Here is a 14,663-nt window from a genome sequence, read left to right as displayed (position 1 = left end):
GGCTTTTTTTTGATACCTTAAGTACTTCTGCTCATGCACATGAGATTACTCCTTGTACTCTTTTCCGGTATAGATGTCTATGTGATAATAATTATCTTCATTTCCTTTGCCTTTTACCCGCACCAGACCACTTGGGTTGATCGTATCGTAGTTTTTTGTACCGATCTGCTGTTTTGTTTTATTATTGTACAAGGTAAAAGGACCGTCTTTTTGCATCTGTAAGGCAAAGATCTGTCGTCGGCCATTCAAGATATCAATATGCTGAAAATTTGGCGCTAGATCCCATGTTTTGGTCTTAGCATTCCAGAGGCCCATCGTTGGATCCTGTTCACCTTTTTTGACGTTGATAAGATATAATGCTTCTGTTTGATAAACATAATTTATTTTTCCCGTTTTCCAATCTTTTTCAAGGGCGTTCTTTGTAAATAACATATGCTTATCCGGCCAGACCAGATAACCTACCTGATCCAAAATAAAGAAATCCTTGACGTTGATCTCATCCAATAAATTACCATCCTTGTCAAGATACAGCCAGTCATAAGCCCATACCTCGTGGTCATAATTAAATCTTCCCAGAATAAAGTAAGGCGAATTGTTGACAGAATATACGAGAGAAACTTCTTTCAGAAAAGCGATCTGTTCGGTGGTAGCCTGTTTGATTTGTTTTGGCAAAGCTTTCTCATATTGCGGGAAAACATAGATGGCACCTGTGTTGTTGTCTTTTAACAATTTGGGCACTGTTGGTTTATAGCGATCCTGATTGATGGAATCCAATTGTAAGGGCTGGCCGTTCCAGAGCAAATCTATTTTATCCACACCGACTAGATTGGAAAAAATAGGCTGCTTATGTTGAATATCGTAGATTTCAAAACGATTTTCAGCAGGAGGAATATATCGGCCATTTTCCAAAATCATATCAATTTTTGTACTAAGCTTTTTTAGATACTGATTTTTTAGTTCATAAAGGTTCCCATTTAGGACAAAATGTTTATCATCCAAATGGTATGCATCCGAATTGTATTCGTTTTCGTCATAGGGAATATCTTTGTCCAACAGGATCTGATCGGTTTCAAGCACACGGATTTCTACCTTAACATAGGGTGCTGTTTTTTTTACACCACCACCCATGATATTCCAGTTCCAGTTCCAGAAAGGCAGTTTTTTCTCATGCTCCCGACGTTTCATGAGTAGCGTCACCTGACCTAGTGGTTGTAGCCCAAGATCGGTATCAGAATAATGTTCTATAAAATCTCCCTTTGAATTAATTAAAGCCTGCTGGTTCTTCTCATTGGAGACGATAGCGTAACCAGTTGGGGTAAAGGGTTCGGCCCCGTAGAATTTTTGTGTCAGCTGCTGCTGGAGCGAACTGTCCACATAGACGAATTGTTTGTCCTTGGTCTGCATCGGAATCCAATGGATAGATTCCAAGGATGGATTTATGGTGGACTCTTGTGCACAGGCTGTCATACAAAGAATAGTTATTAAACCTACTAATACTGATTTGATCATCTTTTTTCTTTTTAATTGAAAGCGTTCACTGTTAAAGGAGCAACAAAAAGTTTCGTATATGCTCATTGTGCCAATGCAACGCTTTATGATAGGATTCATGCAAAATGCTGTGATCCTGAGGCTAAAGTAGACGAAAATAGCCTTTGGAAAAATAGCCGAATTCAGTGATTATGAAGCGACTTGATCAATTGTAATATTAGGAAGTTGGGGCCTTTTGACTGTGTGTTATTTTTTCGATGAGCCGATTAGAATTTGAAATTGGCATAAGCGTGTGACCGCAAAAAAGTATATGTCTATTGCGAGGACCTCAAAAGCTACTGCAACAAGGGATCTACAATACCTGCAGGAGCAAGGTATATTAGAACAAATTGGGTTTGGAAGATCAGTACATTATAAACTTATACTTAGTTAGACGACCGGTTCTAAAATAATAGATTTAAACTATATCATTATTTCTTCTTTACCGGAACAAGTTCTGCATCTCCCTCCTTGGGTCGGTACCAGTACTTGTTGCCCAGATCATCTTCAAAATCGTGGTTTACTTCTGCTTTATCTACACTTCTGAAACTTTTGACATCGGGGCCTTCAAAGATTTTATCACCGACGAAAATATGTCTGGCATCTTTGGCGACAGCGCGCCTAAGAACTTCAAAAGTTTTTGGGTCTGCCTCTGTCAGGAGCTGTTCATTATAATAAATATGATTTTTGTCTCTGGACCAAAAAGAGTTTCCACCAATTCCTTCCAATATTTTAAAACTGTCGGCATCAACATCAGCGAATTCAAATTTCTTTCCTTCAATGAGCACTAATTGATCAATGATTACCGTTTTTCTATCAAGTAATTTAATTTTATTGGTCGAAGGCAAAGTCGTTTCAAGTACACCGATACCCTGATATGGCTGGTAATAAAGTAATTTTTTACCATCCAAAATGATGTATTCATTGTTAAGTACATCAATCTTATCCGTTGTGTAATTGAGCGGATTGATACTTTTCTGAGTGACCACATAAAGCCTATTTTGGTCTTTTACAAAATTTTCATTTAAAATTTTAAATGAAGCGTAGTCAACAGCTAATGGTTGGGCATTGTAGAAATAATGTGATTTATCTTTAGATAGGGATGGGATTGTATCATATAAGGTAATATACGTTTCGGGATCCGCACCTGTCACGACGGTAAGCTGTTGTTTGCTACATGCTCCTGTAGCTGATGGAGAGCCATTGAAATCGAATACGTGAGACTGATCGATGGGAATCTTTCCTTTCAATCGAAAGGTATTTGCATCAACGAATTGTTGTGGACAACCCATAAAATAGATATTGTATTTATCACGTGCATAGACGCCTTTGATCACAGAAAAACTATTTACATCTGCTTCCGTCTTTCTTGAACCGCGTTCAAAACCATTACCTCCGGGGATAAAATAGATCGCTCCACTTTTTTTATAATAGTCTTCAGACAAAGGGCTGACCTGCTCTTTGCAGGAGAAGAACAAGCCAATGCATGTGCTGATAATTCCCATTTTAAAAATATTTTTCATACTCTCCTTTCTATGATTTGCTCCCTGATGATGTATTCCTACTCCTGGATATAATGGACAGCAAAATCAATCCAATCAGGGACGGATTCATCCAAATAGATATCTGGCTGTACGCCAATATTGTCAATGGGGTATTGCGGTAGTCGTGCCGACCTGTAGGTTGGCAAAAACAGTTGATAATTATCGCAGCCAAATTTAAACTCCCGTATGGATCCATAATCCAGTGCACCCATACTAGGCGTGCCCATAATCTTTACTTTTTTGCTTTGACGACAGCTGAATAAGAAATTTTCACCTGAACTGGCCACATTTCTGTTGGCTAGAATAATAACTTGGGTCGGGCTTTTCTTATTGAGTGCTATCGTATCGATAAGTACTTTTTTATCACCATAGAGTGCAAATTTTCCGATATTATCTTTGTATTCTTTTAGATCGTTCTCGATCTTTTTCGCTTCCGCAATGGAGTCCAGCCCCTGTTTTATATTCTTAAGGGCATAATCACGGAGGCCATTGACTAGGGTATGGGTAGCAAAAAATTCAACACTCATAATCCGTATCGGATTTGTCAGGACATAAGGTAAAATGGGTTGGTATACATCATCCGTTCCACCACCATTATTTCGGATATCGATAATCAGTCCCTTACTATGCTCAATCTGTTCCTTATGTTTTGCTATTAAATCCTTTACCGGAGCGATATTTTCATAAGCAAAACTGCCGATCTTAATATAGAAAACCTCAGGATTAATTGCCTTGGCCATCACTTCTTCTTCAAGCTCAGCCGGATTCACCGTAGGTTCGGGGACTTTTTTCTGTGTTGCAGTCAATGATCTTAAAACAATGTGCTCATCCTGAAAAAAATCGAGATACTCCTGCAAAAGAGCTGTGCATGCTTCGTTTTTTGCGTTGAGACTTTTTTTATTCAGAATACTCTTTTTGGCTTGGTATAAATCGTTGTGACGTTTTACCTTTTCCGGAAAGCCCGGATATTCTGTTTCGATTTTACTGATTAATTGTTTGAGTGCCTGTGAACAGTTGCAGTTGGTCTGACCGAATATCGGATAGATCAGAAATGAAATACAAAAGAATAAAAGTATTTGTTTTAAGGTCATTTGTCGGTTTGTTAGACGCTATACTTCTTATATAATGGTACTATTTTAATTTGCTATAAAAATATGATACATTAACATCGCATTCGATAGAGGTTTACGATTCGCTTATGGCTATTTATGATTCGTTTATGATAAATTGCAAAACCTGATGATCTTCAATTCCCGTTCTCGCAATCTACCCTTAAACATAACAATAATTTAATAAATATTATCCTATTCGCAGGAATAGAAAAAAAGGGAACAACAAAATCGGATAAAGCAGCCCTGTTGTACTGGCTAAGTAAAGATCAAGTATCTCATTAGGGATGATACCATATTTTGAGCGGGGCTAAATACGCCCTAAAGGAGCGATAGGAACCTATAGTGAAAGAGACGTATGCTATTCATAGAGAAACTATGTTATTCTAAAAAACATTTGTATAAGATATTTTTAATTATTACATTTGTATATATAATCTATATATTTGTATTGTAATGGTGTTTTCTTGAATAACATGATGCACCAGTATCTTATCTGTCTCTTTGTCGGCAAACAGATTAGCTATATTTCACAAGTACATTTGAAATTTCGATACGATTTTTTATGTTGATTGCCGACCTTTCCTAAAATAAACCAAGGTGTAAACGCGAATGCATTTTACCTGTTGATTTTCTATTTAATCACCTTGGTAGTCACTTCTGTTTTTTTTCCAATATAGCTATTGTTTTTTTTACAATAATAGGTTTTAACCATTTGTTGTTCAGTAGGCTATATGTTGTAGAATTTTATATTCATTAAGTCATTATTATGGAAATTAATAATCAATTGATCATAGACCGTTTAGCTCAACGTATGGATCTCGATCGGGTTTATCTCGTTAAATATCAGTTTTTGGATCAAGAATATCAGCACTTAGTTTTAACGCTTAAACCCGTGAGTGGACTTTCGCATAAGATATTAAAACCTATTGTGGAATTATGTCTGTTGGATCAGGAACGTATTTCATTTGAATTGATTTTTACCCCTGAACTGAAAAACAAGATCAAGATGGGAAGTTTATTCTATTGTTATGCGGCTTTAGCCAAGCATGAGATTTTTAGTTCTGGTGAGAACAATACCGCAATGAGTAAACCGAAAGAGATAAGGGGTATACTGGATCTCTCTGATAAGCATTACCAAAAAGTGCAGGCTGCTTCCGCGGAATTTTTACAGGCGGCACAGACATTTGCCGATACGGCAAACTATCTCCGTGCATTATATATGGTTCATCAGAGTATGGAAAGCCATTTAAGATTGCTGCAAGTGATGGTGGAAGCCAAAGGAAATAATGTACACAGTCTGGACAGTAGAATAAGAAGCCTTGACACGCACTTCTCGATGTTTAAAAAAGTATTTATGGGTGAAGGCGATGAAGAGAAAGAGCGCTTCCGCTTATTGGATACTTCCTTTAATGCTGTCAATCAAAATAAAGATCTGGAGATTTCTGCCATAGCAGCCTCACAGTTATACGATCATTGTGCAGTTATGCAAACGGCGATAGAAAAACTCTTCCGTTACTTTATGCAGGAATTGCAGGCCGAATACGAAAAGAATATAGCGACTGAAGCTGCCATCCAAGCTGAGCTAGCAAAGACTAAACTGGCGAAAGAAGAAAAAGTTAAAATAACACAACAGGAAACGCTGGTCGCTGCATCTACTTTTCACGCATTCCCCTGGCCTGAACAGTATCAGTCGGATATACAGCAGCTTCTCTATCAGATTCGCAGGGACAATCAGGCTGAACAGATGATGTTGCTCAATTATTATGTGAGTAAAACTCATGGAAAGGGGTTATTCGACTATCCCCTAAAAGATGTTGGAAGCGTCAGCATTTACTTGGTTGTTATAAAAAAATGGGTTGGACAATGTTACTTCCGTAAAGTTTCTTTTGGTCGGGCGACAGCAGTTATTTCATTTTTAAGCAGCAGCTTTATCGCAGCGAAATTAAATATAGGAAGTCGCTTTTCGCAAACGATCTGGAATGACTCTGTTGTCCTTTACCGCAATCCGGGCTATAAGCCAACCTATTCGCTAACTCCTGTAAATTGGCCCGACACCCTATTTAAAACGACAAATGTCTGGATACGTAATGCAAAGCTCATGCACGATATGCTGGCCATATTTTCTGATGCTCGCCCTTCGAGCAAGCAATTGGCGGTGCTGTTGTTAAATCAGTTGATCCTGATCGGAATACATAGCTACCTCTACCTACGGATCGGTTACACGCCAATGAATGCAACGTTGGAGGAGTTGGTGGAATGGAGCTGTATCTGTGATAAAAAAGTAAGCGATTTTTTTACCTCAAATGAACCTTCTGAAGCCCTATTGTACCAGGAGCTATTAAAAGATATGAAAGGGCGGGTATATGAGCTGCCTCCTGAATTGGACCAGCTGGAAATGGAGTACTTTAAATCCAACGCTAGTCGGATTATAGCCTTTTTTGCTGATCTGTGCGAGCAGAGCTTAAGGTATATGGAAATGAAATCGGGAATTAAAATAAATTGAAGCTCACAATAAAAGGCTAGATGCTCATCTAGGTATGGTAGACTTATAAAATTAAACCATTATAACTAAACATAAACCAATGAAAAATGAAATAGATGTAACGATACCATGGCAAAATAAACAAGAAAAATCTCTGTCTATCGTCTATCTGAAAAGATTTTTTAACGAAAAATCTGCAAGATTAACTTGGGATTTTAAGATAATTCTAGAAGAGAGTGTGTTTAATAATAGGTATGTGTTCGAGAGTTTGTGTAAGGGAAATATTCGTGTCCTGATCACGTTGACCGCCGATCATTTGAAAATAAATTGTTCATGTGGGAAAATGGACGCGACATTATGTGAACATGTCTATGGTTTATTGCGTGAAAAATTAGGTGGGAATAAATATTATTTTTCTCATTTATACGATCCAAAATGGTTTTTACCCCATCCTGACCAACGAGAACTATTTGGTCTATCTATTAAGGATGAACATAAGAGAATAACGAAAATTGAAATCAAAGCGGCAGCCGAATATGGGAGCATTTATGGTTTTCATGCGCCATCGGAATTATGTCACGCGGCTAGTAATAAAATATCTTCAATCGAGCCTTCAATTTGTAAATCGGAAGGCAAATTTATTGTTGCAATTCCGATTAATAATACGATTGATCAACTACCTTTTTTTCTTCCATTTTTAAGTGGAGAAAAGAAAAAAGATGTTTTTAAAGAAAGCTATCTATTAAAAGATGACATGCCGCATCCCGGACGTCTTACATGCCATGAAATGATGCTTGATGCAGTCGCAAAGAAGTTGTTGCAGCTAGGAGCTTCTGCATTTAACATGATCAGACCAAATGAACTTTCAAGCGTTGAACAAAATGAACGGGATTATCAAATAATGGATTTATGGAGGGATCTCATTTCAAATCAATTGTGTCATGATGAAGTGACCTTTTTCTATTCCCATACGAATAATTTCGGTCTAAAACACTACCAATTCCGATATAGCTCTGCTTTCAATCAATCATATAAATTGAAAATTGCGAATGGCGACTTTAAGCTTAAGATTCAAGTAGTGGAGAATCAAAAAGGTTTATTGATGGAGCTACTGGCCTATTATAAAGGTAATTTGTTAAAGAAAATCAAGTTTTTGAGCGATGTGCATAGTTTCTTTGTGGAATTAGGTTCCAAAAATGTACTTTTTATTGACGATATGCAAGTCGGAAAATTGCTGAATCAATTTAGACATTCCGCATTCAAAATTTTTGTGTTGCGCCAAGACATTCCTAAATTTTACGAAGAGCTATTGTGTCCAATAGCTCAGCACCTCCCGATAGCTTATAAAAATGAAACGCTTAAAGATCATGCCGCAATTAAAAAGACAATTGAGGAGACGAAAATATTAGAGGTATCGCTTCAGGATGATCTACTGCTCTTGAAAGCATCCATAGATTTTGGGACAGTTAGCCTGCCCATTGTTGAGATGCCAAGCACAACTATTTTAACTTATGATGATAATGAAATTTGCGTTCAAGAGCGAAATGTAGAAGAGGAACTCATCTTTAGCAATTTTATCAAAAATCAACACGAATCTTTTGAAGAACAGGTTTCCGCTCATACTTGGGAGCTGCGAACATCCCTAATTTCCCGAACAAATTGGATAAATAATCTTCGAAAGGCATGTCAAGATCATCAGATAACGCTTAAACTTACGGGATTAGTTAAAGGATCTAGTTACTATCCTTTCTCTTTAAAATGGGAAGTGGTGGAACTGAAGTCTCAATCAAATTTATTATATATCAACATAAAATTTAAACTGGGGAAATTAGTATTAGAACCGAGTCAGTTTGAGCAGTATTTATTTGAAAGGAAAAATTGGTTCAAGATCAATAATGGAGACCATATCTATATCAGCGATTCTTTGAAATCCCTTTTTATCCCCTTATTTGCTCAGGCACGTGTAGAAGATCCATACATTATTTTGACTTCAGCTCAATTGATCTCTTTTCAAACACAATTAGAAAAAATAGATCCCAAGATTATTAATGATAGTACAAGAGAACGGCGAGATAAATTAGCCAATATGACCGAAATTCCTTTATTAGATGTTCCGGATACTGTCAAAGCAACGTTGCGACCCTATCAGAGGGTTGGTTTTAGTTGGATGGGATTCCTCCAAGAATTTCAATGGGGTGGTATTCTGGCGGATGATATGGGACTTGGAAAAACATTACAAGTAATTACTTTATTGGAATACTATTATCAAAATAATCCAGACGCAGACCCTTCCATTGTTATTGTTCCTAATTCATTGCTATTCAATTGGCAAAATGAAATTGAAAAATTTGCTCCGGAACGAAGTTATTATGTTTATCATGGTATGAAAAGAAAGGACCAAGAGACATTAGCAAAAGCATCAATTGTGCTGACAACCTATGGGACAGCGATGACAGACTTTTCCTTTCTTCAATCTCAATCATTCAGTTATATGATTTTGGATGAATCTCAGATGGTAAAAAATCGAAATTCTAAACGGTTCGAATACCTTTTCTCCATTAAAGCGTTATTTCGAATTGCGATGACGGGCACGCCAATTGAAAATGGTATTCAGGACATCTATGCACAAATGACTATGGTTAATCCCGGCTTTTTTGGGAATTACAGAAATTTTAATAAAATGTTTAAGTCTATGGGAGAGGGGGAGGAAGTCGATACGCCACTCATGAATTTGCAAAAGATGATTGCTCCATTTATTCTGAGGAGAACCAAAAAGCAGGTCGCAATAGATTTACCAGATAAAACGGAGACTATTCTGTATTTGGATATGCAAGACGGACAACGGAGAATCTATGATAACTATCGTAAAAAATATCGAGAGGAAATTGAAGAGAATTTAAACCGAGAAGACTCTTCAAAATCCAAATTCTTGGCCATAGAGGCATTACAGAAATTAAGACAGCTGTGTAATTCACCCGTATTAATGAAAGATGACGGTTTAGCCAATGAATCTATCAAATTGGATTTTATTGATGAAATCATGGAAGAAGTAGCTCCCAATCATAAGATTCTTCTTTTTTCATCCTATACTTCTATGCTCAAACTCGTCGGTCAACGGATCGAAAAGTACAATATAGGGTACACCTATCTCGATGGTAGGATGAACCAGGAGCAACGGCAATCAGCGGTTGAAACATTTCAAAATGAAGATGCATGCCGTGTTTTTCTGATCAGCCTAAAAGCTGGTGGAACGGGTTTAAATCTTACTGCTGCGGACTACGTTTACATTTTGGATCCTTGGTGGAATCCAGCGGCTGAAGCTCAGGCAATAGATCGTTGTTATCGCATTGGTCAAGATAAACATGTGATGGCTTATAAGATTGTTTGCCGGGATTCTGTCGAAGAAGGGATTTTGGAACTTCAAGAAAGTAAAAAACGAGTGGCTGAAGGAGTGATTTTGGATGAAGCCAACCTAATGAAGTCTATTAGCAAAGAAGAACTGCTTAAATTATTTGAGTAACCAATTATAAACTTAATTTATGAATACCGAATCTACAATAAAAACTTCCTGCTCCGGAATGATGTATTCACATGATTTCCAACTTTGGTATACCTATCTCAAGCGGCGGATAGAAAAAGAGTGGCGACCCGAAGAGCTTTCATTCTTACTGGGCAAGCCCGATCATGCCTATCTCGATTTTGAGAAAATGTTTCAGGTCCGAAATTTTTTAACACAAGAATCGCCCCTTCTTGATCGGATATATGCAAGCTTATGGATCGAAGGGATGGAATTCCATCGAGAAGAATATGAAGTTTCTCAAGAGCGTCTGGTACGTATTAAAATCGAAGAGGATGAGGTGAAATGGAGTTATTCCATTGAAGTGCCTTGGACCTTTTTAACGGGTAAAAAAAAGCCTCCTGCGCCAGAATTACAATTTGAAGAATGGAAAGCTGAGAAAGATCTTCAACTTGAATCGGATGCCATGCTCCATGTCCGACAAAAACTGGAAGCATTACTGGAGAATAATTACTTTGAAAATGGTGCCACAGCGTTGCAGATATTTCGGCAGGTCGAGCGTACTGGTCTTGTTCATTTACAGATTTTCCCTCGACATCTCAAAAATGTCCTGTATAGCTTTATTCAACAAAACAAACTCGTTGTCAGAAATATCGAAAATAGCTATTCTTTCTTCTTGGTTGATTTTCAGTAAGCTAGCCACAAGCAGTATTTATTAAATGGCTGGCGTTTAGTAAAAAAAACAATCATTATATTTATCCCAATGTATACAATGATTCCTGGCAATAGAAGATTAATATTACCAGCCATCCTAAAAGGGGGGGCTGGTACGATTTTTATTTTTGTCGTTTTGACTGTCATTTCTTATCAGAATGATCTACCTGTGGATGGCAAATTAACAATAGGATTTCCTTGGGAATTTTATTCAAGCGGGACAGGCTACAATGTCGAAAGCGATGAATATGCCAGTTTCGAAAATTTTGAACCACTCAAACTGATCGGTAATATCCTTTTTGCTGTCGTTGTGTATATGCTGTTGCGGTTGTTGCTTCGCGCGCGCTTTGCTAAGAAGAGGAGCTAAGTGCTTTCATTATTGTTATCCTTTTGTTAAGCCAATATTGTTTGCTAACTCGGTTTAGTTAAAAACTATTAACCTTTTATTGATACTACCTTCATATTGCATTTGTAACCTTGTACCCATAAATCAAATGCACTACTTATGAAAATTAAAGCCAACAATGTCTTTTGGTTGTTATGTGCCATTGCAGCAAGCTCACCAGCTGTTCAAGCCAGACCTCTCACACTCACCAATTCGCAATTTCTACTGGTACAAAATCCTGTTAGAGGCCGTGTGGTCGATGCGCAGGGCAACGCAGTTTCGGGGGCGACGATCCAAAATCTGAAGAGTAAAAAGTCTGTTCAATCCGATGAAAAAGGAAATTTTCAGATCGATGCGGAGATCGGTGATAGACTTGGTATCTCCTATGTCGGATTTAGCAATCTTGTCCAACCTATTGCACAATCCAATGGGCAGCTCTTTGTCCTACAGACCAATGAAAACACGCTTGAAGAAGTAACGATTTCTATCGGTTATCAGAAAATCAGGAAATCCGATGTTACCGGGGCTATCGCTAGCGTCAAAGCAGAAGAACTAAACCTCAGTGCACCAAAACTATCCCAGGCTTTAGTTGGTAAAGTAGCCGGCGTACAGGTAATGCAAACTAGTGGCGCTCCTTATGATGGAACAAAAATCCGTGTGCGTGGTATGGGGTCTATCAACGCTGGTTCGGACCCTCTCTATGTTATCGATGGATACCCCGCCGGAAATAATTTAAATATTAATCCCAATGATATCGAATCCATTGATATCCTCAAGGATGCGGCATCCGCTGCCATCTATGGATCGCGGGCAGCTGGCGGCGTTGTGCTGATTACCACCAAACGCGGTAAAGAGGGTAAAAACAATGTCGATTATGAAGTGCTGGGTGGTTTTGGTCAGCTCTCTAAGAAAATTGATGTTTTGAATGCCGAACAGTTTATCGACCTTTTGATTGATGGCCGTAATAATTCTTATAAAGACCTTCTGGCAAAAACCAACATTGCATGGTCGGATGCAAGACGTCTTGATGATAACAAAACCCGCGTATTGAATTCTCCCGGCAACGCAGGGTCGATAACTATTCCTGAAGAATATTATGATTTTGCAACGGGTACCGCTAAAAAATCAAAATACGATACCGATTGGCAGGATGCCCTTTACCGGAATGCGCCTTTCCAACGCCATAATCTCTCCACTTATGGCGGCAATGAAAAGAACCGCTACTTTCTAAGTGGTTCGTATCAAAACCAACAAGGTATCATGTTAGGTACAGATCAAAAAGTATTTAACTTTCGAGCTAATATTGACAGTAAAGTCAGTAAAAGACTCACCGTCGGGGCCAATGTTTCCTTTACTTACAATGACAACAACGAAGTGACAACTGGTCGGTATGACCGCAGTCCTTCGATGGCAGCCTTAATCTATCTGCCTACATTGCCCGTATATAACGAGGATGGTTCTTATGCACAATACCTGATGGCCGATCTTTCAGCAAATAATTATGGTATTCAGAATCCCGAAAACCCATTGGCTTATGTGACTCAGATCAAAAACAATCGGCGAGGAAAAAAAGGGCTGTATAATGCTTTCGCAGATTTTGCGATTATTGATGGACTGAATCTGAAAGTGAACGGTGGATTGTCTACCTATGACGAAAAATACGATTATTTCCGGCCAACAAGTATTTCTAACGGAAATTATAGACCTTATTCTCCAGAAGCAATCATAGCTGCCTATGCGGATGCCAAAACCAAAAATGAGGTGGATAAGCTCTTGGAAACGACATTAAATTATAATAAGACTTTTGGTGAGAAACACCAGATTTCTGCATTATTGGGTTACTCTGCACAACGGACTGATTTTGATTATCAAGGTGTAAGAGCTAATGGATTTAATAGCAATGCTATTGGTGAAATCACCGATAAAGGTGCTGACCCCACTAATTTTCAGCTATTAAAGGATGATACTTTCAAACGTGTTACAACACTTCAATCGTACTTTAGTCGCGTAAATTATAGCTTCGATTCTAAATATTTCATTTCAGCTTCCATACGTACGGACGGTTCTTCGCGCTTTGGCCCGAATAATAAATGGGGAACTTTCCCTTCCATTTCTGGAGGCTGGACAATTTCCAAAGAGGACTTTTACACGGATTGGTTAGGACAGCAGTCTACGCTGAAATTGCGGGCAAGCTGGGGTCGTAGCGGTAACAATAATATAAAAGAGTATCGATCTGTATCTGTGTTTAATTCCCCGGCGGGTGTGATATTGGGGGATAAAGTGAATACAGGATATACTGCTGGTGATCTATACGATCCTAATTTGAGCTGGGAAACAACTTCTCAATATAATGCAGGGTTGGACCTTGGACTCCTGAAAGGGCATTTGAATGTAATGGCGAATTTTTATCTGAGCCGTTCTTTTAATTTATTGTTTGACCAACCGATTTCTGCGGTATCCGGATCAACGACAATATTGACCAATTTGCCAAATTCCAAAGTGCAAAACAAAGGCGTTGACTTACAGGTGGACGCGACATTGATCCGTAAAAGTGAATTTGAATTGGGCATCAGTGGAAATATTAACGTCAACCGCAATAAAGTCTTGGATTTGGGTGGATCGTCAACGATCTTAACCAATGGTGCCGAACGTTCCTATCTGACCCATATCACACAGGAAGGAAGCCCAATCGGTATGTTCTATGGCTTTAAAGTTCTTGGCGTGGCAACGGAGGACAATTATAAAACAGTAGCGCCATCAGCAGCTTCATCTACGCCGCTGCAACCCGGTGACCTTTATTTTGAGGACGTCGATGGAAACGGTATCGTCAACGACGCCGACAAACGGGTGATCGGTAATCCGCATCCGAATTTTACCTACGGTTTTGCGTTGAGTACGCGCTACAAAGAATTTGATTTACGCGCATCTTTCAATGGTTCACAAGGCAATAAAGTACTGGATGGCTATGATTATTACCTCTATAACATGGAGGGGTCTGGCAACCAGTATGCAGATGTTGCACAACGTTACCGATCGGCACAAAACCCAGGTAACGGCAAGGTATACCGTGCTTCCCGCGGTGGTACACAAAGTAACAGTACGCGTCTGTCAGATTTCTACCTACAGGATGGTTCCTTTTTACGTATGACCAATATTGCCCTGGGGTATAATATGCCAAAAAACATCGCTGAAAAATTGAGTTTATCCGGAATACGGGTGTATGCAACGGTGGACAATCCTTTTACGATCTCCAAATACAAAGGCTATAATCCTGAACCGGATTATAACCAACGGGGAAACCTGACTCCGGGTGTCGATTATGGACTGTACCCACTGGTCAGATCCTATAATCTCGGTGTAAAAGTAACTTTCTAATATTCAT

Annotated in this window: 9 protein-coding genes; 6 read left to right on the top strand and 3 right to left on the bottom strand. The window is 38.6% G+C overall.

The annotated features are described in order from the left end of the window. Positions 1-45: 45 nt before the first annotated feature. Positions 46-1,509 (bottom strand): hypothetical protein, encoded by a 1,464-nt coding sequence (locus AC07UV_RS04585; RefSeq protein WP_282250436.1) that lies wholly within the window; start codon positions 1,507-1,509, stop codon positions 46-48. Between the two features lie 271 nt (positions 1,510-1,780). Between AC07UV_RS04585 and AC07UV_RS04580 the strand changes: the two genes are divergently transcribed. Next, positions 1,781-1,921 carry a DeoR family transcriptional regulator gene (locus AC07UV_RS04580; RefSeq protein ID WP_282250435.1) on the top strand — a complete coding sequence of 47 codons (141 nt, stop codon included), beginning with the start codon at positions 1,781-1,783 and terminating at the stop codon, positions 1,919-1,921. A gap of 37 nt (positions 1,922-1,958) precedes the next feature. On the opposite strand, the gene AC07UV_RS04575 is transcribed toward AC07UV_RS04580, so the two are convergent. Continuing rightward, a complete protein-coding gene (locus AC07UV_RS04575; RefSeq protein ID WP_495182881.1) occupies positions 1,959-3,050 on the bottom strand; it encodes a DKNYY domain-containing protein in 1,092 nt (363 codons plus the stop codon). A gap of 38 nt (positions 3,051-3,088) precedes the next feature. Next, a complete protein-coding gene (locus AC07UV_RS04570) occupies positions 3,089-4,162 on the bottom strand; it encodes a S41 family peptidase (protein WP_495182880.1) in 1,074 nt (357 codons plus the stop codon). A gap of 787 nt (positions 4,163-4,949) precedes the next feature. On the opposite strand from AC07UV_RS04570, the gene AC07UV_RS04565 reads away from it, so the two are divergent. The 5 genes from AC07UV_RS04565 (at position 4,950) to AC07UV_RS04545 (ending at position 14,656) form a co-directional block, all read left to right on the top strand. Next, a complete protein-coding gene (locus tag AC07UV_RS04565; protein ID WP_495182879.1) occupies positions 4,950-6,686 on the top strand; it encodes a hypothetical protein in 1,737 nt (578 codons plus the stop codon). Between the two features lie 79 nt (positions 6,687-6,765). Beyond that, on the top strand, positions 6,766-10,185 hold the full coding sequence (locus tag AC07UV_RS04560) for a DEAD/DEAH box helicase (protein ID WP_495182878.1): 3,420 nt from the start codon (positions 6,766-6,768) through the stop codon (positions 10,183-10,185). A 19-nt stretch (positions 10,186-10,204) separates the two neighbouring features. Continuing rightward, positions 10,205-10,876, top strand: coding sequence for a hypothetical protein (locus AC07UV_RS04555; RefSeq protein WP_495182877.1), 672 nt, complete (start codon positions 10,205-10,207; stop codon positions 10,874-10,876). A 69-nt stretch (positions 10,877-10,945) separates the two neighbouring features. Continuing rightward, positions 10,946-11,263 carry a hypothetical protein gene (locus AC07UV_RS04550; protein ID WP_495182876.1) on the top strand — a complete coding sequence of 106 codons (318 nt, stop codon included), beginning with the start codon at positions 10,946-10,948 and terminating at the stop codon, positions 11,261-11,263. Between the two features lie 138 nt (positions 11,264-11,401). Beyond that, the gene (locus AC07UV_RS04545) at positions 11,402-14,656 is read left to right on the top strand and encodes a SusC/RagA family TonB-linked outer membrane protein (protein ID WP_495182875.1); all 3,255 of its coding nucleotides are present in this window, start codon (positions 11,402-11,404) and stop codon (positions 14,654-14,656) included. Positions 14,657-14,663: the final 7 nt, after the last annotated feature.

The organism is Sphingobacterium sp. GW821-FHT03E03 (assembly GCF_059420745.1).
The sequence above is the reverse complement of the archived record's forward strand: the minus strand, read 5'-3'. Positions and strand labels throughout refer to the sequence as shown.